Raw genomic sequence first — 24,279 nt, 5'->3', positions numbered from 1 at the left:
GGCACCTGGTGGTGCCGGGCCCGGTGGCTGGTTCAGTAGGGACGGTGCAGGTCGAGGCGCTGCTGGTATCGGCGCTCGCGCAGTTCGCGGTCGAGGAGTTCCCGGTTCGCGAGGCCGTCGCGGGCCGCCGTCGGCCGGCCGGTGCCCCATTGGATGAGCCACAGCCCGACACGCAGTGCCACGCGATCGAGGATCGACGGAGGCTTCTGGGCCGACGACACGGAAACGACGTGCACCAATTGGTCGGTCATTTGGGTGTGCATGATGAATATCTCTTCTTCAAAAGTGCGTCGCTTTTTCGGGCGCGACGAAATGGCATGCCGAAGCAAGAATGGGGTACCTGGAAAAGGCGTGCCAGCAGTGCCGCCGTCGGGCGGGTGTGTGCTGGAAGGAACTGGGCGAGCGCTGGGCGGCTACGCGGCGAGGACGGAGACGACCCCGCGGCTGCCGAACGGCGCCTGCGTCTTGTTGCGAATCAACATGGGACCTCTCCTTTCTTCATCGAATCCGGGACAACCTTAAGCCGCCGCCGGACAAGAAGTCAACAGCGGCGGCAAAAGAATTTCGCGACTTATTTCCGGGGGCGCTCCGGACCGACTATTTCCTGCGTTCCCTGACCGCGGCGGCGAGTTGGTCGACGCCCGAGTCGTCCTTCGTCGAGGCCACGGCGGCCACGTCGACCCCGGCCTCGCGGAGCACCTTCGCCGTGTCCTCGTCCCAGGCCAGCACCATCGTGCCGTTGCGGGGAAGGAGGTTGAGCGCGCTCCGCGCCACGGAGGGCGAGGTCAGCAGGATGGCGTCGTAGCGTGCGTTCTCCCAGCCGTCGAGGACCCAACCGGCCACCTCCTCGAGGTCGACCATGTGGTAGACCGGCATGCGCTGGACGTCGTAACCCTTGGCGCTGAGCCCGTCCTGCAACCGGGTGCTGAGGTCGTCGGCGCACGGGATCACGACGCGTCCGGAGCCTTCGGGGAACAGGTCGATGAGGCGCTTCGAACTGGCCGTGCCCTCCGGGGACAGGTGGACCTCCAGCCCGAGTTCCTCGAGCAGTTCTCGCGTCGTGGAACCCATGGCGGCGATCTTCTTGTCCTTCGGGATCTCCCAGCCGAACTCGCGCACCGCCCAGATCGTGTGCGCCGACGGGAACAACACCCAGTCCGCGTCGTCCATGAGGTTCGTGGCCCCGTCGAGGATCGTGGCGATCTGCAGCGGGGCGGTGTCGATGCTGATCCCCCGCTCCCGGAACGAGGAGGAGAGTCGGCCCTCCTGCCGGGGCAGAAGGATGTGCGGGGCGTCGGGCCCCAGTTCGTCCAGGGTGCCGGTCTCCTCGTCGTGCTGGGCGGAGAACCGGACGTCGGCGAGCGCCTCGGGCGAGAGGAACTCCATCACGCCGCGCTCCAGGAACGCCTGCGCCATCCGCTCGCCGGCACGCTTGGCGTGCAGGAGCGACGTGGGCATACCGATCTCGAGCTGGATGTAGCGGCTTCCGTCGACGCTCGTCGCGGCGGCCTTGAGGTTCAGGATCGAGCGCCGCGACACGAGCGCGCCCACGGGCATGCGGTAGTCGGCACCCAGCCGGAACAGGAAGTCACGCTCGGCGGCGACGCAGATGCGGGTCTCGAGGTCCTCGAGCGCGGCGAGCGCCTCCATGACGTCCCTGTCGGCCGCGCGGCACTCGATGGACTTCGCCCCCTGCCCGGGCGCGGGGAGGATGTCGAGGAACTCGGCCACCTGGTCGATCATGCCGGTGCGCTGCAGCGCCGACGCGGAGAGCACCACCGCGTCGAGGTCGCCCGGCTGGACGCGGGCGAGGCGTTCGGCCATCGTGCCCCCGACGTCGACGAAGGTGAGGTCGGGCCGGATCCGCCTGATCTGCGCGATGCGCCGGAGCGACGTCACGCCCACGCGGGCCTGACGCGGCAACGCGCGCAGCCGGAGGCGGTTCCGCGACACCAGCGCGTCGCGCCAGTCGTCGCGCAGCGGTACGGCGGCGATCACCAGGTCGGGCTGGCGCTGCTCCCCGATGGGGATGTCCTTGGTCGAGTGGACCACGGCGTCCACGGATCCGTCGCGGAGTGCCTGGCGCAGCTCGGCGGCGAACTGGCCCCGGAACGACAGCCCGTCGTCCATGTGGTTGGCGTCCGGCTCGGCCGTCGTCACGGGCACCACCTCGACGTCGTGGCCCAACGCCCGCAGGCCCTCCGCCACCTGGTTGGTCCGTGCCTTGGCGAGATCAGTGCCTCGCGTGCCCAGCCTCAGCTTCACCGCTGATCCTCCTTACGAGTTCCTTGTTCAAACCTTCTCATGCCTCGCCGGGATCATTCGCGCGGGGCAGGACTATCAGCAGTGCCGATCACGTCGTCAGGACGATCTTGGCCGATGTTGTACGTCACCAGGTACCAGCGTCCATGATCGTGCCGGAGTTCGCACCAGTGGGCGTTGCGCAGCGTCCCGAGGCGGTTGCCGAAACCCTCGATGCCGAGCAGCCGCGACACCAGCAGCTGGGTGAAGTAGCCGTGCGAGACGAGCAGGACCGTGCCCTCGGGATGCGCCGCGACGATGTCGCCCACCACGGCCTCGGCCCGGTCGCCCACCTCGGCGGCGGTCTCCCCCGTCGACGAGCGGCGATAGTCCCGGCCGGCGAAGTACAGCTCCTGCTGGCCGGGGAACTCGAGGTGGATCTCGGCGGCGGTGCGGCCCGACCACGACCCGACGTGGATCTCCCCCAGTCGCTCGTCGAGGCGCACCGGCAGCCCCTTGGACTCGGCGACGACGCGGGCGGTCACGGAGGCGCGTTTGAGGGGCGAGGAGTAGATCGCGTCGAAGTGCTCACCGGCCAGCGCCGCGGCCGCTGCCCTCGCCTGCGAGATTCCGCGGGCGTTCAGTTCGACGTCGGCCTGGCCCTGCATGCGTCGGTCGCGGTTCCACAGCGTCTCGCCGTGCCGCAGGACGATCAGGCGGGTCACGACGCTTCCGGGAGCTCCAGGTCGATCTCCGGGCAGTCCTTCCAGAGCCGCTCCAGGTTGTAGAGGACGCGCTCCTCGTCGTGCTGGACGTGGACCACCACGTCGATGTAGTCGAGCAGCACCCAGCGATTCTCGCGGTCGCCCTCGCGGCGCGCCGGCTTACGGCCGATCTTCAGGAGCTGCTCCTCGATGGCGTCGACGATCGCGCTCACCTGGCGTTCGTTCCCCGCCGAGCACACGAGGAACACGTCGGTGATGTTGAGCTGCTCGCTGACGTCGAACGCCACCACGTTCTCGGCCAGCTTCGCCGAGGCGGCGCGGGCCGCCTCCCGGGTGGTCTCGAGGGCTTCGTCAGTTGCGGTCACGCGGTACTCCAGATTGGTCTTGGGGGTAGAGGCCTCGTTTGGCGATGTACTGCACGATCCCGTCGGGCACGAGGTACCAGATGGGCTCGCCCTGCCTCGAGCGCTCACGGCAGTTCGTCGAGGAGATCGCCAGCGCGGGCACCTCGAGGAGGGTGACCGCCTTCGGCGGGAGGTGCTTGAGGTCGTCGGCGGTCATGGGCACGCCCGGGCGCGTCACGCCGACGAAGTGGGCCAGGTCGAACAGTTCGTCGGCGCCCCGCCAGGTGAGGATCTGCCGGACGGCGTCGGCACCGGTGATGAAGAAGAGGTCGACGTCCTCGCCCCGCTCCCGGCGCAGGTCCTTCAGCGTGTCGACCGTGTACGTGTTGCCCGGCCGGTCGATGTCCACCCGGGAGACGGAGAACCGCGGGTTCGACGCGGTGGCGATCACCGTCATCAGGTAGCGGTCCTCGGCGAGCGACACGTCGCGGTGCGACTTCTGCCAGGGCACGCCGGTGGGGACGAACACGACCTCGTCGAGCCCGAACTTGGCGGCCACCTCCGAGGCGGCCACGAGGTGGCCGTGGTGGATCGGGTCGAAGGTACCGCCCATGACGCCCAGCCGGTAGCGCTTCTCGCGCCCGGCGCGGGCTATGCCGAGCTCGGTGGAGGTCACTTGCTGTTCGGGCGACCCATGCCCATGGCGACGACGATGCCGAGGGCGGTCAGCAGGACGGCGAGCGAGATGATGCCCGTCAGGATCGGGGGCAGTCCGCCGGTGGCCTCGGCTTCGAGCAACACAAGATTCATGCGGGTGATCCTAGCGAATCACGCGCGCGTCTGGCCCGAGCCTTCGATGATGTACTTGGTGGAGGTCATCTCCGGGAGCCCCATCGGGCCCCGCGAGTGCAGCTTCTGCGTGGAGATGCCGATCTCCGCCCCGAACCCGAACTCGCCCCCGTCGACGAAGCGGCTGGACGCGTTGACGAGCACGGCGGCGGCGTCGATCTCCGCGGTGAAGCGGGCGATCGAGTCGCGCGACTCGGTGACGATCGTCTCGGAGTGGCCGGTGGTGTGCGCGCGGATGTGGTCAATGGCCTCGTCGATGGAGTCCACCACCTTGGCGGCGAGGTCGAGCGAGAGGTACTCGCCGTCGAACTCGTCCGGGGTGGCCGGCACGACCTCGTCGGAGAAGCGCCGCACGTCATCGCCCCCGTGGACGGTGACGCCCGCGCCCCGCAGCGCCTCGAACGCCCTCGGGAGGAACTCGTCGGCGATGTCCCGGTGGACCAGCAGCGTCTCGGCGGCGTTGCACACGCTCGGCCGCTGGGTCTTGGCGTTGAGGAGGATGTCCAGCGCCTTGGACTGGTCGGCCCCGGCGTCGACGAAGACGTGGCAGTTGCCGGTGCCGGTCTCGATGACGGGGACGGTGGATCCGTTCACCACAGCGTTGATGAGCCCCGCACCGCCGCGCGGGATCAGCACGTCGATGTAGCCGCGGGCCGTCATCATCTCGGTGGTGACCTCGCGACCACCCTCGACCAGGTGGACGGCGTCGGGCGTGACGCCCGCGGCCTCGAGGCCCTTGCGGAGGGCGCGGACGGTGACCCGGTTGGACTCCAGCGCCGAACTGGACCCACGCAGGAGCGCGGCGTTGCCCGACTTCAGTGCGATCCCTGCGGCGTCGGCAGTCACGTTGGGCCGGGCCTCGTAGATGATGCCCAGCACCCCGAGCGGCACGCGCACCTGCCGCACCGAGACACCGTTGGGGAGTCGCCAGCCACGCACCACGTCGCCCACCGGATCGGGCAGCGCCGCGAGGTCCCGCAGGCCCTGCACCATCGCGGCGACCCGCGCGGGCGTGAGCTTCAGGCGGTCGACGATCGACTCCTCCGTACCGGCCTCCCGGGCGCGGGCGACATCGGCCTCGTTGGCCGCGATGAGCTCCGCCTCGGCCGCGGCCAGGGCGTCGGCCATCGCGTGGAGGGCGCGGTCCTTGGTGGCGCGGTCGAGCGTCGCGAGTTCCTGCGCGGCCCTGCGGGCGGCTACTGCCTGATCCATGAACGACATGCCCCAAGCTTAGACAGCCACCGACCGTGCGGGCCCGGGATGTCCGTGGCCTCAGGCCGCGGCCCCGACGGCCAGCGTCTCCGCCGCCCGCGCCAGCCGCAGCCGGCGGTGGAGGTAGTACGCCAGCGAGACCGACGCGAGCACCGTCATCGTGCCGGCGGAGACGCGCATCGCCCATTCCACGGCCAGCAGCCCGTAGCCCAGCCAGAGGGCCTGGGCGGCGAGGTTCAGGACCAGGTAGTCCCGGGAGACGCCGAACAGGTCCGAGGCGCGATGCATCACCCTCAGCTGGGCGAGCTGGCCCATCGTCGGTGCGAGGGTGATGACGGCGCCGAAGACGACCGGGCCCATGGCCACGTTGAGCGCGATCATGGCCACGCCGCCGAGGACGGGCGGCAGGAACGTGCGCAGCATTCCCGCGCCCTCGGACCGGGCCACCGCGACGAGGATCGTCGCCTGCAGGAGGCCCACGGCGGCGGTCGGCCAGGTGATGGCGTGCTGCTCGGTGAGGTAGCCGTGGGCGGTCCAGGCGACGGCGCTCAGCAGGCTCAGTTGCCACAGTTTCGTCGAGACGCCGGTGGTCACCCGGGTACGCAGGATCCTTGCCAGTTGGGGCACCGCCGTCGATGTTCCCACTGCTGCCGCAAGCCATGCCAAGAGCCCGACGATATCCATTTTTCACGCTTCCGAAACAAGGGCAGGAACGCACCTGCCGCGAGAACAATAGGGCCCCGTCGACGCCACGCCAAAACGGGCTGTCAGTGGGTGGTTCGGCGCGGCACTAAGCTGGCCCGGCAGCGTGGAAGGAGCGCCTTGTTCCGCCTGATCCTCTGGCCCGTCCTGGTGCCGTCGTTCCTCTTCTCGGTGGGTACCGGCGCGGTGCTCCCCATCCTCGTCCTCGCGGCGCTGCAGCTCGGTGCCGGCGAGGCGCTGGCGAGCGCCCTGGTGGCCATCGCCGGCGCGGCCGCGCTCGTCTCCACGGTGCCGGTGGGCATGTTCATCGACCGGGTGGGCGACCGCCGCGCCATGGCCATCGCGACGACGAGTGCCGCCGCCCTGACGGCCGTCACCGTGGTGGCGATGGCCTGGCCGGGCCGTTGGTCGTTGCCGCTGTTCATCCTGGCGCTCGTGCTGCGCTCCCCCGCCGTCACGGCCTTCGGGCTGGCGCGGCAGGCCGTCGTCGCCGACGCGCTCCCCGTGCACCAGCGGGGGCAGGCCATGACGGCGCTCGGCGGGACCATGCGCGCCGGCAACCTCGTCGGGCCGCTGGCGGGCGCGCTCCTGCTGGTCTGGCTCCCGCTGTGGTCGGTGTTCGCCTTCTCCGTGCTCACGTCCGTCGCGGCGACGGGGCTGCTGTTCGTCCGTCGCCTGAACGCCTCCTTCGACGACACGGCCCGCCGAGCCCGCGAGTCGCGCACGCCCCAGGAGCTCGAGCAGGGGATCCGGTGGGGCGCCGTCACGCTCGCGGGGGTCGCGATCGTCACGCTCGCGGCCGCCCGCGTCGGGCAGCCGATCCTGATCGCGCTGTGGGGCACCCGGCTCGGTTGGAGCGAGGCGCAGATCTCCCTCATCGTCGCGGTCGGGGCCGCCGTGGAGATGGTGCTCATGTTCCCGGGCGGCTACCTGAAGGACCAGCTCGGGCGTTCGCTCATCCTCATCGCGTGCCTCGTGGTCTACGGCGCCGGGTTCCTCCTGGCGCCCCTGTCCCCCACCTCCACCGGATTCGTCGTGGCGGTCGTGGTGATGAGCGTCGGCAACGGGCTCGGGGCCGGCATCAACATGACGATCGGGGCGGACCTCAGCCCCAACGTCGGGCGCGCGAAGTTCCTGAGCATCTGGGCCATGTTCACCCAAGGCGGCCAGCTCGGCGGACCGCTGCTGATCTCGGGGCTCCTCCTCGTCGCATCCCTGCCGGCCGCGATGAGCGCCGTCGGTTGGATGGCCTGGGCGGGGGCCGCGTGGACCGCCGCGTTCGCCCGTGCGCTGCGTCTGCCTCGCGGGGCGCGCTGAGCCCGCTCAGAGCAGGATGAGGAGGTCCCGGTGGACCACTGGCCCATGCATGCCGAGCGCACCGTCCGCGTCGCCGGAGGCCAGCGCGTCGAGGAGCTCGTGCGACCCGTGCCCGGCGAAGCCTCGCGCCACGACGAGGTCGTCCGGCCCCACCACCTCGATGGGATCCCCCTCGGCGAACGCCCCCTCGACCTGCGTCACCCCGACGGGGAGCAGGGACGCGTGGCGCTTCGTGATGGCCCGCACGGCGCCGGCGTCGACGTGGACCCGCCCGCGTGGCTCGGCCGCGTGGGCCAGCCACAACAGCCGTCGCGGCCGGCGCTTGCCCGAGGGCGTGAAGAACGTGCCGACCTCCTCGCCGCCGATCGCCTCCTCGAAGCGGTCCACGTGGGTCAGCACCACCGAGATGCCCGCGGAGGTGGCGATCTCGGCTGCCTGCAGCTTCGTCCGCATGCCCCCGGTGCCGATCTTCGACCCGACCCGGGAGGTGTCGACGGAGAGGGACGCGATGTCGTCGACCCGGTCCAGCCTCGTCGCTCCCGGCGTGTCCGGGTGTGCCGTGTACAGGCCGTCGACGTCGCTGAACAGCAGCAGCGCGTCGGCCCGCACGAGGTGGGCGATCAGCGCGGCGAGCCGGTCGTTGTCGCCGAAGCGGATCTCGTGGGTGGCGGTCGTGTCGTTCTCGTTCACGACGGGGATGACGCCCAGCCGGAAGAGCCTGGAGAAGGTGTTGAGCGCGTTGCGGTACGTGGTGGGCCGGAGCACGTCCTCGACGGTCAGCAGCAGTTGCGCGATGATGGCGCCGTGCTCCGCGAACGCGTCGCTGTAGTGCCGGATCAGCATGCCCTGCCCGACGGCGGCCGCCGCCTGCTGGGTCTCGAGGTCGCGCGGCCGCCTCTTCAGCCCCAGCGGACGGAGTCCCGCCGCGATCGCGCCCGACGACACGAGGACGATCCGCTTGCCCGAGCGGTGCAGTCGGGCCAGGGCGGCGGCGATCTCGGTCACGCGGACCTCGTCGAGGTGCCCGTCGGGGCGGGTCAGCGACGACGAACCGATCTTGACGACGATCCGCTTGGCGTCCGAGACCTCAGTCCTCATCGTCGGTGGGGAGTCCTTCCAGCGCGTAGTCGATCCCGGCGTTCCTCGACGCGTGGTAGTCCGCGTCCCGCTCGCGACGCCGTGCGGCGGCGGGACGCTCGGACTCGAGCCGCTGGTCCTCCCCGCGCCGGCTGAGGAGCTCGGCACCGGTCTCGATCTGTGGTGCGAAATCAAACACTACTGCGTCCTCGCCACCGATCGCCACGGCGTCGCCCGCGACGGCCCCCATCTCCAGGAGCTTCGCCTCGATGCCGATGCGGTTGAGCCGGTCGGCGAGGTAGCCGACGGCCTCGGCGTTGTTGAAGTCGGTCTGCCGGATCCAGCGCTCGGGCTTCTCGCCCCGGACGCGCCACACGAAGCCGCCCTCGCCGTCGCCCTTCTTCACGATCGTGAACTCGCCCTGCCCGGACTTCGCGCGACCCACGGGCTTGGGCCGGATGACCGGGCGCGGCTCCGCCGCCGGCAGGGCCGCCCGCCTGGCCTCGACGATCTCCGCCATGGCGAACTTCAGCTCGTTCAGGCCCTCACCGGTCTTCGTCGAGATCGCGAAGACGCGGTGCCCCGCGCGCTCGAGGTCGGGGCGGACGATCTCCGCCATCTCGGGCGCGTCCGGGAGGTCGACCTTGTTGAGCGCGACGAGGCGCGGGCGGTCCTCGAGACCCCCGTGGGCGGCGAGCTCGCCCTCGATGATCTCGAGGTCGCCCACCGGGTCGCGGCCGGGCTCGTAGGTCCCGAGGTCGATGACGTGCACGATGGCCTGGCAGCGGTCGATGTGGCGCAGGAAGTCGAAGCCCAGTCCCTTCCCCAGCGAGGCGCCCTCGATCAGGCCGGGGACGTCGGCGACGGTGTAGGTCACGTCTCCCGCCACGACGACGCCAAGGTTCGGCACGAGCGTGGTGAACGGGTAGTCGGCGATCTTGGGCCGAGCCCGTGAGATGGCGGCGATCAGCGACGACTTGCCGGCGGACGGGAAGCCCACCAGACCCACGTCGGCGACGACCTTGAGCTCCAACTGGATCTCGCGCGCCTCGCCCTCCTCGCCGAGGAGCGCGAAGCCGGGGGCCTTGCGGGCCGACGAGGCCAGCGCGGCGTTGCCCAGCCCGCCCTTGCCGCCGAGCACGGCGACGAACTCCTGACCCTCCTCGGTGAGGTCCGCCAGCTGTTCCCCGGTCTCGAGGTCGGTGACCACGGTGCCGCTCGGGACGCTGAGCACGATGTCCTCGCCCCGCGCGCCGTGCCGGAAGTCGCCCTGGCCCGGCGCACCGTTGGATGCACGGCGCACGGACTGGCGGTGGAACTCGACCAGGGTGGTGAGGCCCCCGTCGACACGGAAGATGACCGAGCCGCCGTCACCGCCGTTGCCGCCGTCGGGGCCGCCCAGCGGCTTGAACTTCTCGCGCTTCACGGAGGCGCACCCGTGTCCCCCGTTGCCGGCGGCCACGGTCAGTTTCACTCGGTCTACGAAGGACGGGATTGCCATGGGATGAGCCTAACTGCGCGGGCCGGTGATCGGCGGAAAACAAAAGCGGCCCTCGCGGGGCCGCTTTCGGTGAGTGTGTGGTGTCAGGAGACGACGCTGATGACCCTGCGGCCACGCTTGACGCCGAACTCGACGGTGCCCTCGGCGAGCGCGAAGAGGGTGTCGTCGCCGCCGCGGCCGACGTTGTCGCCCGCGTGGAACTGCGTGCCGCGCTGGCGGATCAGGATCTCGCCCGCACCGACGACCTGGCCACCGTAGCGCTTGACCCCGAGACGCTTGGCGTTGGAGTCGCGGCCGTTACGGGTCGAGGAAACGCCCTTTTTGGATGCCATTTCTGTACTCCCTCAGCTCTCGATGCCGGTGACCTTGACCTGGGTGTACCGCTGGCGGTGACCCTGGCGCTTCTTGTAACCGGTCTTGTTCTTGTACTTCATGATGCGGATCTTGGGACCCTTGGACTCGCCGAGGACCTCGGCTGCCACGGTGACCTTCTGGAGACCCTTGGTGTCGGAGGTGACCTTGTCACCGTCGACGACCAGCAGGGGCTGCAGGTTGACGGTACCGCCGACCTCTTCGGACACCAGGTCGATGTCCAGGATGTCGCCAACAGCAACCTTGTGCTGGCGTCCGCCATTGCGCACGATCGCGTACACGCCTGACCTACCTTCTTAACAACTTCAAGCTCTGGATCGGTGCGACGCGCCCGGATCGACGATCCTGCGCCAGCAATGCACCGAGGGACAACTTTACGTCCTGACCGCGAACGGGTCAAACCGGGGAGCTAGGTGGTGATGACCACCGGAACGATCATAGGACGACGGCGCAGCTTCCGGGAAACCCAGGCCCCGATCGTGCGGCGGACCACCTGCTGCAGGCGGCGGGTGTCGTCGACCCCGTCGCGCAGCGCCTGCTCGAGCGCCTCGTAGATCTGGCGGTGCACCTCGTCGAAGACCGAGGGGTCCTCCGCGAAGCCGCGGGCGCTGATCTCGGGCCCCGAGACGACCTCGCGGTTGTGCGTGCTGACGACCGTGACGATCGAGATGAAGCCCTCCTCACCGAGGATGAGCCGGTCGTTGACGGCCTCGCTCACGTCGCCGACGGTGGTCCCGTCGACGAAGATGTAGCTGGCGTCGACCCTGCCGACGATGCGGGCGCGCCCCTTGGCCAGGTCGACCACCACACCGTCCTCGGCGATGACGATGTTCTCCTCCGGGATGCCGGTGCGGGCGGCGAGCTTGCCGTTGGCGACGAGGTGCCGCACCTCCCCGTGGACGGGCATCACGTTCTTGGGCTGGATGAGGTTGTAGCAGTAGAGCAGCTCCCCCGCGGAGGCGTGCCCGGACACGTGCACGAGCGCGTTGCCCTTGTGCACGACGTTGGCGCCGAGGCGGGTGAGCCCGTTGATCACGCGCCCGACGGAGTTCTCGTTGCCGGGGATCAGCGAGCTCGCGAGCAGCACCGTGTCGCCGGGGCCGACCTCGATGTGCTGGTGCTCCTGGTTGGCGATCCGGCTCAGCGCGGCCAGCGGCTCGCCCTGGGAGCCGGTCGAGATGATCACCACCTCGTCGTCGGCGTACTTGCCGAGGTCCTTGAGCTCGATCATGACGCCGGCGGGCACCCTGAGGTAGCCGAGGTCCCGGGCGGTGGACATGTTGCGCACCATCGAGCGGCCGACGTAGACCGCCTTGCGCCCGTGCTTCACCGCCTGGTCCAGCACCTGCTGGACGCGGTGCACGTGGCTGGCGAAGCAGGCGACGATCAGCTTCCCGTTCGCCGCCTGGAACACGCGGTCCAGCGCCGGCTCGAGGTCCACCTCGTGCGTCGTGAACCCGGGGGTCTCCGCATTGGTGGAGTCGACGAGGAACAGGTCCACGCCCTTGGCGCCGAGCCGCGCGAAACCCCGGAGGTCCGTGAGACGGCCGTCGAGCGGCAGCTGGTCCATCTTGAAGTCGCCGGTGTGGAGCGCGACGCCGGCCTTGGTGCGGATCGCCACCGCGAGGGCGTCGGGGATGGAGTGGTTGACCGCGAAGAACTCGAACTCGTACCCGCCCGCGCGGACCACATCGCCCTCCGCCACGTCGAAGAGCTTGAAGTCGCGGAGCCGGTGCTCGCGCAGCTTGCCGGCCACCAGCGCCAGCGTGAGCTTCGAGCCGTAGATGGGGACGTCGGGGCGCATCTTCAGGAGGTAGGGGACGGCGCCGATGTGGTCCTCGTGGCCGTGCGTGAGGACGAGCGCCACGATGTCGTCGAGGCGGTCCGACAGGTGGTCGAGGGCGGGCAGGATGAGGTCGACGCCCGGGTGGGTCTCCTCCGGGAACAGCACGCCGCAGTCCACGAGGGCGATCTCGCCGTCGATCTCGAACGCGGTGGAGTTGCGCCCCACGTCGCCCAGCCCACCGAGCGGGATCACACGCAGGGTGCCGGGCTTCAACTTGGGTGGGGTACGGAGTTCACTCATAGGGGTAAGGCTAACCGACAATAGACTGTCCCCATGATCAACACAGTTCGCCTCGCCATGCCCGCCGAGGCCGTCGACATCGCCCGCATCCAGCGCCGCGCGTGGGGCGAGGACCCCGCCCTCAAGGTGATGCTGAGCGAGGTGCCGGCCGACCAGGCGAGCCGCATCTGGCACCAGGCCATCACCCGCCCGCCGCTGGCGAAGATGCGGGTGCTGGTGGCGATCGGCGAGGACGGCATCGTCGGCTTCGCGGTGACGGCACCCTCCGACGACCCGGACGCAGGCCCGGCCACCGGGCAGGTCCAGGAGTTCGTCGTCGACGTGAGGAACCGCGACACCGGGCACGGCTCCCGGCTCATGAACGCGGCCGTGGACACGCTGCGCCAGGACGGCTTCGAGACGGCGACGATGTGGGTGCCGTCCCAGGCGGACGACCTGCGCGACTTCCTCGTCTCGGGCGGCTGGGCCACCGACGGCGCGCACCAGGAGGCGACCACCGAGAGCGGTCAGGCGAGCCTCAAGCTCATCCGCCTCCACACCGACATCAGTCCCGCACCAGCTGACCCCGCATGATCGTGTCGCCGGAGTGGCGCGGCTCGTCGTCGAAGCGCTCGTTGGAGAGGTCCACGATCACGTAGCCGGCCTCGATGAGGGACGGGTCGACGATGAACCTGCCGACGGTGTCGGCCGGGAACACGCCGATCGACACCATGCGCTGGCCGTCCGAGTTGATCAGCCACACCTCGACGTACCCGTCGGGGTTCGCGACGCCGTCGGGAACCTCCACCGAGAGGCTGTAGCCGGTCTCCCGCTCGCGCAGCTCGGCGGTGCCCAGCGTCTCGTCGGGGCGGTCCAGCGGGGTCAGTACCGCCCGCAGGATGGTCTCCCCCAAGTCGTCCAGCGCGCCGAGGGCCACTGCGCCGGCCACGCCCAGCGCGATGCCGGCCAGCATCCCGGCGCCACCGAGCAGCAGACCCCTCCGGCCCACGCCACCCGGGGCCGGAGCGGGCGACGGCGGCGGCTCCACCTCGATGCCCGTGGCGGCGGCGATCGCCTCCCACGTGCCCGCCGACGGCTCCGACCATGCCGGTTCCGCCGTGGCGGCGCGGCGGAACCGCTGCGCGACCTCGTCGAGCGAGTACTCGCGGTCCTCAGACACCGGAATCCACCTCCTCGAAGATGCCCCTCAACTTCTCCAGGCCACGCCTCACGTGGCTCTTCACCGTACCCAGCGGAAGCTGCAGCGCAGCGGCGACGTCCTCGTGAGTCCGGTCCTCCAGGTACACCATCCTCAGCACGCGCCCCCGGGGGTCGCCGAGCGCATCGAGCGCGTCGCGCACGACCACGGCGTCCACGACCGAGTCGAGACCGGCTGGTTGGCCCTGGTCCGAGCGCATCCCCTCGCTGTGCATCGCCTCGTCGTTCCGGAGTCCGCGGCTGCGGGCCCGGAGCGCATCGATCACCTTGAGCCGGCAGATGCCGAGCAACCAGGCGGGGAGGGACTCGTCGGTGGCCCGCAGGCTGGCCCGCGAGTTCCACGCGGCGATGAAGACCTGCTGTGTCACGTCGTCCGCGTCGGCCACCGAACCCAGTGCCGAGCGGGCGACGGTGTGGACGAGGCGCGACCAGCGGTCGAACGCCTCGCGCAGCGCGAGCGGATCGCCCGCGGCCAACCGTCCGGCCAGCACACCCACGGGGGTGAGGTCCTCGACGATCATGGCAGTCAGTGTGACACACTCCCCTTCGGTACCACAGCGAAACGGGGTCGGCCCCCGTGCCGCCGGGGGGCGGCACGGGGGCCTGAGGGGGGACGGTGATCAGGCACGGACCCTGCTGCGGAGCACCACCCGGCCGGCCACTGCCGCCACCACGGCGACCACACCGACCGCGAGGGCGAGCGGCGCAGTGGGCAGCGGCTCGTCGGAGACGCCGGTGCTGGGGAGCCCAGCGTGGTCGCCGATGCCGACCGTCTGCACCGCGAGCGCGAGGTTCTCGTCGTCAAGCGAGCCCCAGGCGTACACGATGGTGTTGTTGCCCTCGGTGAGGGTCACGTCGGCGGGGCCGAGCACCACGGTGTCGGTGCCCGCCGCGACGACGTCTGCCGAGACGGTGCCCGCGGCGATGTCCAGCTTGGCCTCCTCGGGGTTGGCGAGGGCCGTCACCACCGGGGAGCCCCCCGCACGGACGTCCACCTCGGGAGCGGCCGCCACGTGGCGAACAGTGAGGCGCGCACCCTCGGCGGAGGCGGCGGTGTCGTTGACGAACGGCGTCAGCACCGGGGTGCCGTCGGCCTTCAGGTGGGCGACCACGGTGATGTTCGCGCCCGCGGGCACGGTGACGTCGTTGGCCTCGATGACGGCCTCGCCGTCCGCGCCGGCGCCTGCGGCCACGACCTTGAGGTCGTACTCGCCCGCGGGCAGTTGCTGCGGATCGGTGAGGGTGCCGGGCGCGAAGTCCTTGAGGAGCTCGTCGCCGTTGGCGTAGACGTCGACGGTGGCCCCGGGGACGCCGTGCAGGACGGAGACGGTGGCGGTGTGGTCGTCGGCTGCCGCGGTCTGGGCCAACGCTGCCGAAGCGGATACGGCGAGGGATCCGGCGACGAGGAGTCGAAGGAGTTTCATGACGATGTCCTTTCGGTGGAAGGGGTGCTGGTCACCCCCGACACCAAGCACTTCGTCGGAACTCCCCCGTTCGGATGCACCTTCGCCGAAGTTTTTTTCCGGCGATCCGTCCGCCGCGCCTACAGGCCGATGATCGACTCGATGCCGAGGGTGAGCCCGGGGTTCCGGACCACGTGCCGGATGCCGGCGACCACACCCGGCATGAACGACGCGCGGTCGAACGAGTCGTGGCGGATGGTCAGCGTCTCCCCGGCCGTACCGAGCAGCACCTCCTGGTGCGCCACGAGCCCCTGGAGCCGGATGCCGTGGACGTGGATCCCGTCGACGACACCGCCGCGGGCCCCGTTGTCCTGCACGGTCGCGTCGGGCACCGGGCCGAGGCCGGCGGCGGCCCGTGCGGCGGCGACGCGCTGCGCCGTCGTCGTCGCGGTCCCCGACGGGGCATCCGCCTTGTTGGGATGGTGCAGCTCGACGATCTCGACCGACGGGAAGTGCGGGGCCGCCAGTTCCGCGAACTTCATCATCAGGACGGCGCCGACGGAGAAGTTCGCCGCCACCACCACGCCCACCTGGGGGTGTTCCTCGCACAGTTCGCGGACGCGGGCGAGTCGCTCCTCGGTGAAGCCGGTGGTGCCGATGACCATGTGCAGGTTCCGCGAGAGGCACCACTCGATGTTGTCCATGACCGCGTCGGGGTGGGTGAAGTCCACCACGACCTGCGCGTTGGCGATAGTCTCCCGGGGCTCCCTGATGTCCGAGCCGCCAACGATGGTCATCCCGGGCGCCTCGCCCACGGCCCGCACCACCTGGCTGCCCATCTTGCCGCTGACGCCGAACACGCCTACTCGAATCTCGGTCATGGTTGCCTCCGTGTGGTGGGTCGGGCGCCCGGGCGGGCCTCTACCCCTTTTGTATCGCTAACGCGGGAATCCCGCCAGACCAGCACCGCGAGCGGACCGCGGTGGGAACGGAAGAGGGGCGGCGCACCGCGCCGCCCCTCCCCCGTCGATCGTTCGTGGAGGTCACTCCTCGTCGGAGGCTTCCTCCGCCTGCGCCTGCTCCTCGTCGAGGACCGGGATGAGCGACAGCTTGCCGCGGTCGTCGATGTCGGAGATCTCCACCTGCAGCTTCTGCCCGACGCTCACGACGTCGTCCACGCTCTCGACGCGCTTGCCGCCGGCGAGCCCGCGGAGCTTCGAGATGTGCAGGAGGCCGTCCTTGCCCGGCAGGAGCGAGACGAACGCGCCGAAGGTCGTGGTCTTGACGACCGTGCCCAGGTAGCGCTCGCCCTTCTCCGGCATGGTGGGGTTGGCGATCGCGTTGATCTGCGCCACGGCAGCGTCCGCCGCCTCGCCGCTGGTTGCCCCGACGTAGACCGTGCCGTCGTCCTCGATGGAGATGTTCGCGCCGGTCTCCTCCTGGATCTGGTTGATGATCTTGCCCTTGGGGCCGATGACCTCGCCGATCTTGTCCACCGGGATCCGCACCGCGATGATCCGCGGAGCGAAGGGACTCATCTCGTCGGGCGTGTCGATCGCCTCACCCATCACGTCGAGGATGGCGTGGCGGGCGTCGCGGGCCTGGAGCAGCGCCTTCTGGAGCTCGACGGCGGGGATGCCGTTGAGCTTGGTGTCCAGCTGCAGCGCGGTGACGAAGTCACGGGTTCCGGCCACCTTGAAGTCCATGTCGCCCAGCGCGTCCTCGGCGCCCAGGATGTCGGTGAGGGCGATGTACTTCGTCTCCCCGTCGATGTCCTCGCTCATGAGGCCCATGGCGATGCCGGCCACGGGGGCCTTCAGCGGCACGCCCGCGTTGAGCAGCGACAGCGTGGAGGCGCAGACCGAGCCCATCGACGTGGAGCCGTTGGAGCCCAGCGCCTCGGAGACCTGGCGGATGGCGTAGGGGAACTCCTCGCGCGTCGGGAGCACCGGGATGAGCGCGCGCTCGGCGAGTGCACCGTGCCCGACCTCACGACGCTTCGGCGAACCGACGCGGCCGGTCTCGCCGGTGCTGTACGGCGGGAAGTTGTAGTTGTGCATGTAGCGCTTGGTGCTCTCCGGGGAGAGCGTGTCGATCTTCTGCTCCATGTCCAGCATGTTCAGCGTCGAGACGCCGAGGATCTGGGTCTCGCCGCGCTGGAACAGCGCGGAACCGTGCACGCGCGGGATCACGGCGACCTCGGCCGAGAGCTCGCGGATGTCCGTCACGCCGCGGCCGTCGATGCGGACGCCCTCGGTGAGGGTCCGGTGACGGACGAGCTTCTTGGTGAGCGCCTTGAGCGCCGCGGAGACCTCGTTCTCACGGCCCGCGAAGCGTTCGGCCAGCTGCTCCTGGACGTCCTGGCGGATGGCGTGGGTGGCGTCGTCGCGGTCCTGCTTGCCGGCGATCGTCATGGCCTCGGCCACCCGGTCGCGGGCGAGTTCCTCGACGGCGGCGAAGACGTCGTCGGCGTAGTCGACGAACACCGGGAAGTCGTAGGTCTCCTTGGGGAGCTTCGCGGCCAGTTCGGCCTGCGCGTCGCACAGCGCCTTGATGAAGGGCTTGGCGGCCTCGAGGCCCTGGCCCACGACCTCCTCGGTCGGAGCGGTCTTGCCGCCGCGCACGAGTTCCCAGGTGGCGTCCGTGCCGCCGGCCTCCACCATCATGATCGCGACGTCGCCGTCCTCGAGGACGCGGCCCGCGACGACCATCTGGAACGTCGACTTGGCGACCTGCTCCACCGTCGGGAAGCCGACCCAGGTGTCGTCGATGAGCGCCACGCGGACGCCGCCGATCGGGCCGGAGAACGGCAGACCGGCCAGCTGGGTGGACATGGAGGCGGCGTTGATCGCGACGACGTCGTAGAGGACGTTCGGGTTCAGCGCCATGACGGTCACGATGACCTGGACCTCGTTGCGGAGCCCCTTGATGAAGGCGGGGCGCAGCGGGCGGTCGATGAGGCGGGCGGCCAGGATGGCCCCCTCGCCCGGGCGACCCTCGCGACGGAAGAACGAGCCGGGGATCCGGCCGGCCGCGTACATGCGCTCCTCGATGTCGACCGTCAGGGGGAAGAAGTCGATGGCGTCGCGGGGGGTCTTCTGCGCGGTCGTCGCCGACAGCAGCATCGTGTCCTCGTCGATGTAGACCGCGGCGGCGCCGTCGGCCTGCTGCGCGAGCTGGCCCGCCTCGAAGCGGACCACGTGCTTGCCATGGGAGCCGTTGTCGATCACGGCTTCGGTGTACTCAATACCTGCCACGTGCAGGAATCCTTTCGTTGGGTGCCGCCCAACACTGATCAACCGCCGTGGGGTACCCGGTCTTCGATCGAAGCCCGCGGGGGCCTTCAGGGCACCCGAGGGCCACTACCGAGGACCAGAGTCACTCCCGGTGGGGCGGCATTGAACAAAGCTTGTCATGCGGTTGTCGGGACCCACCTTACCTTGAAGGTCCACTTCGGCACAGAATCGGGCGAACCGGGCCCGGACAAAGAAAAATGCGGGCACCCCGCCAGGGGTGCCCGCACTTCTCGGTGACTCAGCGACGAAGGCCCAGACGGGCGATCAGTGCGCGGTAGTGCTCGATGTCCTGCTTGGCGACGTAGTTCAGCAGGCGGCGGCGCTGGCCGACCATGAGCATCAGGCCACGGCGGCTGTGGTGATCGCCCTTGTGCTGCTTGAGGTGTTCGGTCAGGTGAGCGATCCTCTTGCTCAGCAGCGCGATCTGCACGTCGGGCGAACCGGTGTCGCCCTCGGTCGTCGCGTACTCTTCGATGATCTTCTTCTTCTCAGCGGCGTCCATAAATGGGGCTCCTCTCGGTTCGCTGCACGGCGCCCCAGTCGCGGGTGCGGTCGGGGCTCTTACGGGGCCGTGGCCGATCTACGGCAACCGGGTAACCCTAGCATCCGCAGACCCGCCGACCCAAGTCACCATGACCCGCTAGGCTTTGGGGCAACCGCAAGTCGTAGATCCGAGGAGGGGTCATGTCGATCGAAGTCCGCGCCGTGCAGGAAGCTGATCTGCCGCGACTGCGCGAGTTGCAGGCCCGGCCGGAGCTGGGGCTCGTCGACACGCACTTCGCCGCCCAACAGGCGGGTGAGCTGATCTTCGCGGTCGCCACCGAGGGCGACGAGTTGCTGGGCACCGCGCTCCTGGACCTGGACGCCGAACAGTGGTCCCCCGAGTTGCGCAACATGTACGTCTACCCGCACGCCCGGCGACGGGGTGCCGGTCGCGCGCTGTCCACGTGGATCGAGGAGCAGGCGCGCCAGCGGGGTTTCGAATCGGTCTACCTCGCGGTGGACCCCAACAACGAGAAGGCGATCCCGCTCTACGTGTCGCTGGAGTACCACCCGACGGGCGAGCACATCTTCGTCGAGACCCATGAGGTCAACCAGGTGGGCGAGGGCGTCGAGCCGTCCACGCACTACGCGGTCTACAAGAAGTCGCTGACGGCCCGCTGACTCAGCGGACCTCGTCGGCGGGGGCGACGAACGTGTTGCAGTCGCCGAACATCGTCGCGGCGAAGCCGCGCTCGGTCCACAGCTGACGGGAGGCCGACACGCCGTGCGTCGACGGGAGCTCCTCCGGCGGCAGGAACATGTCGTCGCCCACGCTGCGCGCAGCCGCGACGATGAGTCCCCGCTCCCGGTCGGTGTAGCCCACGGATTCCGACACCGAGGTGATGAACGACGCCGCGAGGCAGTCCGCCTGCGTCTCGAGCCTGCGGCTGACCTCGAGCTCGCGCGCCTCGTCGGTGGCCTTGCGCTGTTCGTAGACCCTCTGGATGAGGATCCCAGTCCGGCCCTGGACGTTGTGGGCGTACTCGTGGGCGAGGACGTAGTCGACGCCGGCGAGGTTGAGTCCGCCCAGCTCGGCGACGTCCGAGGAGAGGTAGATGCCTTGGTTGGCCCCGCAGTAGAACGCCCCCGGCAGCTCGAGCTCGCCGCAGGGGGTCGTGCCCTCCGCGGAGTAGACGAGCACGCGGGGCTGGTAGGCCTCGAACCCGGAGGCCTCGAGCGCCGGACCGAAGGTGCGGGTCAGGCACTCGGACATGTCGCTCGACCGGCGCTGCAACTGGGCGGCGTCGGACAGGTTCGTGACGTCTGCCGGCTCACAGCGGACGGGGACGGGGACGGGCTGTCCGTAGAACGCGCTGTCCGTGAGGACCGAGGGGTTGTCGCGGGTGTCGACGATCTGCGTCGGCCCCTCCCCCGTCGCGGGGACCGCATAGTCCTCGTTCACGTACGCGACGTCTTCGCGCGCAACCTGCTCCGGCACCCCGAGCCCTCCGCGCGTGAGGGCGAAGTAGCCCACCATGAGGGCGACGACGACGATCGGCAGCGCGAGCCACCAGGCGGACCCACTCCTGCGTCGCGGCGGCTGCTGCCAGGGCTGGTAGCCGGGCGGAGGATGGAGCGGCGCCTGGTGCGGCGACCCGTAGTGCCCCCACGCGGGACCGGGCCGCCCCGTGTATGGCGGAGGCGCGGCGTGCCGCGGCGCCACGGGCATCCCGGCGTGCGTGTGACCCCAACGAGGACCGAAGGAGCTCGGGCCCACGTACGCCCGGCGAGGGTACGGGCCGTGGGTCTGGGGGGGAGTCACATCGTCCACGGTACCTCCCCGGTGCGTCACGACCACCATCGTGAAGATCCGGCCAGTCACCTGTGAGATAGTGAGCCGGACGTTTTCCCGCCCTAGGACCCGCCTTGCACAAGTACCTCTCCCTGCTCCTGAGCGCCGTGTCCGCAGTGTTGCTGCTCGCCGCCACGGCACCCGCCGCCCGGGCCGAGTCGCAGATCGACCAGCTCCAAGTGACGGCCCGACTCGCCGAGGACGGCAGCCTGGCCGTGCAGACGACCCTCACCGGGGCGGACCTCGGCGAGGAGGTCACCCAGCGGATCGCCAGGACGGCGCCGCTCGGCGACCTGCGGGAGTTCGAGTACTCCATCGACCGGGTCAGCGTCACCAGTGGTGGTGCGGAACTGGAGCACGACGTCGACGAGTCGTCCGCCGCCTGGACGATCTCGTTCGACCCGCGCCCCGCCGGCGGCGAGCCCGTCACCATCAGCTACATCGTCGACGGCACCGTGCACACCCCGGCCGGGCAGTCAGCGTCGAGGCGCTTCTCCTGGCCCGTCGTCCAGGGCTTCGACCTCGCCATCGGATCGGTGTCGGGCAGCACCCAGTTGATCGCGTCACCGCCGGACTTCGAGTGCCGCGCCGGCGCCCCGTCGGCCCTGCGCACCTGCGCGCTGTGGAACATCGACCACCAGTCGATCGGCACGCCGACGTTCCAGGACGGGCCGCTCGCGCCGGGAGACGTGGTCGTCGTCGCCGCCAGCCAGCCCGCCGACGCGGTGGCCGACTCCGCCAGCATCCGCGCGCTGTGGACGCTCGACCGGGCCTTCGCGCTGAACCTCGGCACCGCGCTCGCCTCCCTGGTGGTCCTGCTCGTCGGGGGCCTCGCCCTGTGGTGGTGGCACCGGCGCTCGGGCCGCGACGCGGACACCCGCAGGCCCCCGACCCTGATCGGCGAGTTCCACCCGGTCGGCGAGGGCATCAGCGAGTTCCGCCTCGCTCGCGACATCCGCCCCGGCCAGATCGGCACGGTGGCCGACGAGACGGTCGACCCGGTCGACATCACCGCCACGATCATCGACCTCGCGGTCCGGGGCTACCTGCGGATCGACGAGTTGCGCGTCGGCGGCGGCGTGGACTGGACGTTCGTGCGCCTCGACAAGCCCACCGACGAACTGCACCGCTACGAGGCCCTGCTCCTGGACGCGCTGGCGCCCGCCGCCGGCGAGCAGGTGTTCGTCTCGCGGATCCAGGAGGCCGTGGGGCCCATCGTCGACTCGCTGCAGAACGAGCTCTACGACGACGTCGTGGCCCACAGCTGGTTCTCCAAGCGCCCCGATGCCGCGCGCACGGACACCCGCACCGTCGGCGCCACGCTCCTCGTCATCGGGCTCGCGTTGACCGGGGTGCTCGCCTGGCTCACCTCCTGGGGCCTGGTGGGGGTGGCGGTGGTCGCGATCGGCGTCGCGTCCCTGTTCGTGGCGCCCGAGATGCCCCGCCGCTCGGCCAAGGGCTCCGCGCTCCTCGCCGGACTCCACGGATTCGCGGCCATCCTCGCCCTCCAGCGCACGGACACCTTCCCGAAGGGCCGTGAGCTCGACGAGATCTCCCAGCTCCTGCCGTACGCGGTGGTGCTGGGCGGCAAGGACCGCTGGATCCGCGCCATGGTGGCCGCCGACCGCGACGACACGCCGGACCCGGACGCGCTGCACTGGTACCGGGCGCCCGCCGACTGGCACCTGCAGCAGCTGCCGCAGTCGCTGGACGCGCTGATCGCCTCCATCCAGGGGCACCTGTTCGGGCGCTGACCGGGACGGAAAAGGGCGGGGCCGGCGATCGCGCCGGCCCCGCCCTCTCGTTCCCCGCTCAGGACTCGGGCTGGATGATGTAGTCGTCGTAGTTGGGTTCCTTGCTGATGACCCCGTACTTCACGGACAGCTCGCCGTAGGTGCGGATCGCGTCGGTGTCGAGGCCGGGCCGGAACGCGGCGAAGTTCATCTTCTCGGCGATGGCCGGGTCGACGTTCACGTAGTCGATCGCGGCCTGGCGGAGTTCGTCCTCGTTCTCGGTGGCGTACTCGTTGGACTTGGACATGCCCCGCTGGAAGGCCTGGACGATGTCCGGGTTCTCCTCGGCGAACTCGGCGCTGGTGATGTAGTAGCCCAGCGTCGAGTCCGGCAGCGCCTCGGTGAAGTTGGCGAGGACGTTGCGGTAGCCCGCCTCGGTGGCGAGCGTGCGGAACGGCTCCACCTGCCAGATCGCATCCACGTCGCCGCGCTCGAGCGCGCCGCCCATGTCGGAGAAGTTCATCGGCACCCACTCGATGCCGGCCGGGTCGATGCCCTGCTGCTCCAACGCGTACGGGATCGTGATGTCGCCGAGGTTCTTGGTGGAGTTCACGGCGATCTTCTTGCCGGGCAGGTCCTCGGGGCCGGCGATGTCCGAGTCCTCGAGCACGAAGACGCCCGACGTGTCCTGGCTGGGCTCGGAGTACGTGCCGCAGCAGTTGACGACGAAGCGGAGGTCGAGCCCCTGGTCGATCGCGGCCAGGTCGGAGACGACGTTGGCGTAGCCGATCTGCGACTCGCCGTTGACGACGCTCGGGATGATGGCGGAGCCCGACTCCGCGATCTTCACGGTGACGTCGAGGCCCTCCTCCTCGAAGAAGCCCTTCTCGATGCCCAGGTGGAGCGGCGAGGAGTCGGCGGTGGTGATGTGGTAGACGGTCAGCTGCGCGTTGCCCTGCTCGTCGGTCTCGACCGACGGGCCGCCCGAGCAGCCGGCGATGAGGAGCGTGGCCGCCGACACGGCGCCGGCCAGCGCACGCAGCGAGGTGGTTCTGGACATGGTGTCTCCTTCTCAGATGACGTATTCCGGCCCTTGGGCCGTGGGCTTGGCCACCACGAGGTGGCGGATGGTGGCGAAGATCTCCGCCCGGAGTTCCCCGAACTCCGGCAGCGCCTTCGTCGTGAGCTGGTTGCGCTCGGCGGGGAGGTGGACGTCGACCAGCTTCTCGATCCGGCTCGGCGACTTGGACACGACCGCGACCCTGTCGGAGAGGTAGACGGCCTCGTCGACGTCGTGCGTGACGAAGAGGAAGGTGGCGCCGCTCTCGTGCTTCACCTTCAGCAGGAGGTCCTCGAGGTCGGCGCGGGTCTGGGCGTCGACGGAGGCGAAGGGCTCGTCGAGGATCAGCACCTCGGCCCGGTACGCGAGGGCGCGGGCGATGGCGACGCGCTGCTGCATGCCGCCCGAGAGCTGCCACGGGTACTTCGCGTCCTCCCCCTTGAGCCCCACGGACGCCAGGGCGTGCTGGACGCGGTCGTCGACCTCGGCCTTGGCGATCCCGGCCGAGGTGAGCGGGAGCGCGACGTTCTTCGCCACGGTCAGCCACGGGTACAGGGAGCGCGAGTAGTCCTGGAACACGGGCGCCAGTTCCCGCGGCGGACCGTCGACCAGGCGACCGTCGAGCGTGACCGAGCCCTCGGTCGGCCGGAGGAGGCCCGAGATGCAGCGGAGCAGGGTGGTCTTGCCGGCGCCGGAGGGACCGACGATCGTGAAGAACTCCCCGCGGTTCACGTCGAACGTCACGCCGTCGAGCACGTGGGTCGCGCGGGCGCCGCGCCGGGTGGCCGGGTAGGTCTTGGTGAGGTCGCGTACTTCGAGCAGCGCCATG

26 protein-coding genes are annotated in these 24,279 nt (G+C 70.2%); 4 read left to right on the top strand and 22 right to left on the bottom strand.

Annotated features, from left to right (window positions below):
- Nucleotides 1-32: 32 nt before the first annotated feature.
- The 8 genes from BLR46_RS11240 to BLR46_RS14885 form a co-directional block, all read right to left on the bottom strand.
- Nucleotides 33-251: a hypothetical protein gene (locus BLR46_RS11240; RefSeq protein WP_093252216.1), complete on the bottom strand. Its 219-nt coding sequence runs from the start codon at nucleotides 249-251 to the stop codon at nucleotides 33-35.
- Nucleotides 252-597: 346 nt separating this feature from the next.
- Entirely contained in the window at nucleotides 598-2,265 is a 1,668-nt protein-coding gene (gene hemC, locus BLR46_RS11235) for a hydroxymethylbilane synthase (protein ID WP_093252213.1), read from the bottom strand.
- A 53-nt stretch (nucleotides 2,266-2,318) separates the two neighbouring features.
- A complete protein-coding gene (locus BLR46_RS11230) occupies nucleotides 2,319-2,966 on the bottom strand; it encodes a histidine phosphatase family protein (RefSeq protein WP_176761752.1) in 648 nt (215 codons plus the stop codon).
- A complete protein-coding gene (gene rsfS, locus BLR46_RS11225; protein WP_093252209.1) occupies nucleotides 2,963-3,331 on the bottom strand; it encodes a ribosome silencing factor in 369 nt (122 codons plus the stop codon). Before rsfS ends, BLR46_RS11230 begins: the two co-directional genes overlap by 4 nt.
- Nucleotides 3,318-3,986 (bottom strand): nicotinate-nucleotide adenylyltransferase, encoded by a 669-nt coding sequence (nadD, locus tag BLR46_RS11220; protein ID WP_093252207.1) that lies wholly within the window; start codon nucleotides 3,984-3,986, stop codon nucleotides 3,318-3,320. The genes rsfS and nadD overlap by 14 nt, the downstream gene beginning before the upstream one ends.
- A complete protein-coding gene (locus BLR46_RS15100; protein ID WP_176761751.1) occupies nucleotides 3,983-4,120 on the bottom strand; it encodes a hypothetical protein in 138 nt (45 codons plus the stop codon). Before BLR46_RS15100 ends, nadD begins: the two co-directional genes overlap by 4 nt.
- A gap of 18 nt (nucleotides 4,121-4,138) precedes the next feature.
- Nucleotides 4,139-5,380: a glutamate-5-semialdehyde dehydrogenase gene (locus BLR46_RS11215; protein ID WP_093252206.1), complete on the bottom strand. Its 1,242-nt coding sequence runs from the start codon at nucleotides 5,378-5,380 to the stop codon at nucleotides 4,139-4,141.
- A 51-nt stretch (nucleotides 5,381-5,431) separates the two neighbouring features.
- Nucleotides 5,432-5,965 (bottom strand): hypothetical protein, encoded by a 534-nt coding sequence (locus tag BLR46_RS14885; protein ID WP_176761750.1) that lies wholly within the window; start codon nucleotides 5,963-5,965, stop codon nucleotides 5,432-5,434.
- A 228-nt stretch (nucleotides 5,966-6,193) separates the two neighbouring features.
- Between BLR46_RS14885 and BLR46_RS11210 the strand changes: the two genes are divergently transcribed.
- Nucleotides 6,194-7,390: an MFS transporter gene (locus tag BLR46_RS11210; RefSeq protein ID WP_176761749.1), complete on the top strand. Its 1,197-nt coding sequence runs from the start codon at nucleotides 6,194-6,196 to the stop codon at nucleotides 7,388-7,390.
- A 6-nt stretch (nucleotides 7,391-7,396) separates the two neighbouring features.
- On the opposite strand, the gene proB is transcribed toward BLR46_RS11210, so the two are convergent.
- From proB to BLR46_RS11185, 5 genes are all read right to left on the bottom strand, one after another.
- Nucleotides 7,397-8,488, bottom strand: a complete 1,092-nt coding sequence (proB, locus tag BLR46_RS11205; RefSeq protein ID WP_093252203.1) for a glutamate 5-kinase — start codon at nucleotides 8,486-8,488, stop codon at nucleotides 7,397-7,399.
- On the bottom strand, nucleotides 8,478-9,968 hold the full coding sequence (gene obgE, locus BLR46_RS11200) for a GTPase ObgE (protein ID WP_093252201.1): 1,491 nt from the start codon (nucleotides 9,966-9,968) through the stop codon (nucleotides 8,478-8,480). The genes proB and obgE overlap by 11 nt, the downstream gene beginning before the upstream one ends.
- A gap of 83 nt (nucleotides 9,969-10,051) precedes the next feature.
- The gene (gene rpmA, locus BLR46_RS11195) at nucleotides 10,052-10,300 is read right to left on the bottom strand and encodes a 50S ribosomal protein L27 (RefSeq protein WP_093252200.1); all 249 of its coding nucleotides are present in this window, start codon (nucleotides 10,298-10,300) and stop codon (nucleotides 10,052-10,054) included.
- Between the two features lie 12 nt (nucleotides 10,301-10,312).
- A complete protein-coding gene (gene rplU, locus BLR46_RS11190; RefSeq protein ID WP_093252199.1) occupies nucleotides 10,313-10,621 on the bottom strand; it encodes a 50S ribosomal protein L21 in 309 nt (102 codons plus the stop codon).
- A gap of 128 nt (nucleotides 10,622-10,749) precedes the next feature.
- Nucleotides 10,750-12,426 (bottom strand): ribonuclease J, encoded by a 1,677-nt coding sequence (locus tag BLR46_RS11185; RefSeq protein WP_093252198.1) that lies wholly within the window; start codon nucleotides 12,424-12,426, stop codon nucleotides 10,750-10,752.
- Nucleotides 12,427-12,459: 33 nt separating this feature from the next.
- Here BLR46_RS11185 and BLR46_RS11180 point away from each other — a divergent pair, with 33 nt between their 5' ends.
- A complete protein-coding gene (locus BLR46_RS11180; protein ID WP_093252197.1) occupies nucleotides 12,460-12,999 on the top strand; it encodes a GNAT family N-acetyltransferase in 540 nt (179 codons plus the stop codon).
- Here the strand turns inward: BLR46_RS11180 and BLR46_RS11175 are convergent.
- The 6 genes from BLR46_RS11175 to rpsO form a co-directional block, all read right to left on the bottom strand.
- Entirely contained in the window at nucleotides 12,971-13,585 is a 615-nt protein-coding gene (locus tag BLR46_RS11175) for an anti-sigma factor (protein ID WP_176761748.1), read from the bottom strand. The genes BLR46_RS11180 and BLR46_RS11175 overlap by 29 nt on opposite strands.
- The gene (locus BLR46_RS11170) at nucleotides 13,578-14,144 is read right to left on the bottom strand and encodes an RNA polymerase sigma factor (protein ID WP_093252195.1); all 567 of its coding nucleotides are present in this window, start codon (nucleotides 14,142-14,144) and stop codon (nucleotides 13,578-13,580) included. The genes BLR46_RS11175 and BLR46_RS11170 overlap by 8 nt, the downstream gene beginning before the upstream one ends.
- Nucleotides 14,145-14,243: 99 nt before the next feature.
- Nucleotides 14,244-15,047 (bottom strand): DUF4397 domain-containing protein, encoded by an 804-nt coding sequence (locus BLR46_RS11165; protein ID WP_093252193.1) that lies wholly within the window; start codon nucleotides 15,045-15,047, stop codon nucleotides 14,244-14,246.
- Nucleotides 15,048-15,166: 119 nt separating this feature from the next.
- Entirely contained in the window at nucleotides 15,167-15,907 is a 741-nt protein-coding gene (dapB, locus tag BLR46_RS11160) for a 4-hydroxy-tetrahydrodipicolinate reductase (RefSeq protein WP_093252191.1), read from the bottom strand.
- Between the two features lie 162 nt (nucleotides 15,908-16,069).
- The gene (locus tag BLR46_RS11155) at nucleotides 16,070-18,283 is read right to left on the bottom strand and encodes a polyribonucleotide nucleotidyltransferase (protein WP_425441395.1); all 2,214 of its coding nucleotides are present in this window, start codon (nucleotides 18,281-18,283) and stop codon (nucleotides 16,070-16,072) included.
- 277 nt (nucleotides 18,284-18,560) lie between these two features.
- Entirely contained in the window at nucleotides 18,561-18,824 is a 264-nt protein-coding gene (rpsO, locus tag BLR46_RS11150; protein ID WP_093252190.1) for a 30S ribosomal protein S15, read from the bottom strand.
- A gap of 182 nt (nucleotides 18,825-19,006) precedes the next feature.
- Between rpsO and BLR46_RS11145 the strand changes: the two genes are divergently transcribed.
- Entirely contained in the window at nucleotides 19,007-19,486 is a 480-nt protein-coding gene (locus BLR46_RS11145) for a GNAT family N-acetyltransferase (RefSeq protein ID WP_093252187.1), read from the top strand.
- Nucleotide 19,487: 1 nt separating this feature from the next.
- Here the strand turns inward: BLR46_RS11145 and BLR46_RS11140 are convergent, their stop codons facing one another.
- Nucleotides 19,488-20,687 carry a neutral zinc metallopeptidase gene (locus BLR46_RS11140; protein ID WP_143008279.1) on the bottom strand — a complete coding sequence of 400 codons (1,200 nt, stop codon included), beginning with the start codon at nucleotides 20,685-20,687 and terminating at the stop codon, nucleotides 19,488-19,490.
- A gap of 44 nt (nucleotides 20,688-20,731) precedes the next feature.
- On the opposite strand from BLR46_RS11140, the gene BLR46_RS11135 reads away from it, so the two are divergent.
- Nucleotides 20,732-22,411 (top strand): DUF2207 family protein, encoded by a 1,680-nt coding sequence (locus BLR46_RS11135; RefSeq protein ID WP_093252181.1) that lies wholly within the window; start codon nucleotides 20,732-20,734, stop codon nucleotides 22,409-22,411.
- Between the two features lie 58 nt (nucleotides 22,412-22,469).
- On the opposite strand, the gene BLR46_RS11130 is transcribed toward BLR46_RS11135, so the two are convergent.
- Both BLR46_RS11130 and BLR46_RS11125 read right to left on the bottom strand, forming a co-directional pair.
- A complete protein-coding gene (locus BLR46_RS11130; RefSeq protein WP_093252178.1) occupies nucleotides 22,470-23,450 on the bottom strand; it encodes an ABC transporter substrate-binding protein in 981 nt (326 codons plus the stop codon).
- A 12-nt stretch (nucleotides 23,451-23,462) separates the two neighbouring features.
- Nucleotides 23,463-24,278, bottom strand: a complete 816-nt coding sequence (locus BLR46_RS11125) for an ABC transporter ATP-binding protein (protein ID WP_093252176.1) — start codon at nucleotides 24,276-24,278, stop codon at nucleotides 23,463-23,465.
- Nucleotide 24,279 lies beyond the last annotated feature (1 nt).

The sequence above is a fragment of the Tessaracoccus oleiagri genome (assembly GCF_900103275.1).
Taxonomy (GTDB): Bacteria; Actinomycetota; Actinomycetes; order Propionibacteriales; family Propionibacteriaceae; genus Arachnia; species Arachnia oleiagri.
The sequence above is the reverse complement of the archived record's forward strand: the minus strand, read 5'-3'. Positions and strand labels throughout refer to the sequence as shown.

Bases quoted from the DNA above. Each gene is read 5' to 3' on its own strand.
- BLR46_RS11240 (WP_093252216.1), bottom strand. From the start codon at position 251: ATGACCGACCAATTGGTGCACGTCGTTTCCGTGTCGTCGGCCCAGAAG.
- BLR46_RS15100 (WP_176761751.1), bottom strand. From the start codon at position 4,120: ATGAATCTTGTGTTGCTCGAAGCCGAGGCCACCGGCGGACTGCCCCCG.
- BLR46_RS11215 (WP_093252206.1), bottom strand. From the start codon at position 5,380: ATGTCGTTCATGGATCAGGCAGTAGCCGCCCGCAGGGCCGCGCAGGAA.
- proB (WP_093252203.1), bottom strand. From the start codon at position 8,488: ATGAGGACTGAGGTCTCGGACGCCAAGCGGATCGTCGTCAAGATCGGT.
- obgE (WP_093252201.1), bottom strand. From the start codon at position 9,968: ATGGCAATCCCGTCCTTCGTAGACCGAGTGAAACTGACCGTGGCCGCC.
- rpmA (WP_093252200.1), bottom strand. From the start codon at position 10,300: ATGGCATCCAAAAAGGGCGTTTCCTCGACCCGTAACGGCCGCGACTCC.
- BLR46_RS11185 (WP_093252198.1), bottom strand. From the start codon at position 12,426: ATGAGTGAACTCCGTACCCCACCCAAGTTGAAGCCCGGCACCCTGCGT.
- BLR46_RS11180 (WP_093252197.1), top strand. From the start codon at position 12,460: ATGATCAACACAGTTCGCCTCGCCATGCCCGCCGAGGCCGTCGACATC.
- BLR46_RS11170 (WP_093252195.1), bottom strand. From the start codon at position 14,144: ATGATCGTCGAGGACCTCACCCCCGTGGGTGTGCTGGCCGGACGGTTG.
- BLR46_RS11165 (WP_093252193.1), bottom strand. From the start codon at position 15,047: ATGAAACTCCTTCGACTCCTCGTCGCCGGATCCCTCGCCGTATCCGCT.
- dapB (WP_093252191.1), bottom strand. From the start codon at position 15,907: ATGACCGAGATTCGAGTAGGCGTGTTCGGCGTCAGCGGCAAGATGGGC.
- rpsO (WP_093252190.1), bottom strand. From the start codon at position 18,824: ATGGACGCCGCTGAGAAGAAGAAGATCATCGAAGAGTACGCGACGACC.
- BLR46_RS11145 (WP_093252187.1), top strand. From the start codon at position 19,007: ATGTCGATCGAAGTCCGCGCCGTGCAGGAAGCTGATCTGCCGCGACTG.
- BLR46_RS11130 (WP_093252178.1), bottom strand. From the start codon at position 23,450: ATGTCCAGAACCACCTCGCTGCGTGCGCTGGCCGGCGCCGTGTCGGCG.
- BLR46_RS11125 (WP_093252176.1), bottom strand. From the start codon at position 24,278: ATGGCGCTGCTCGAAGTACGCGACCTCACCAAGACCTACCCGGCCACC.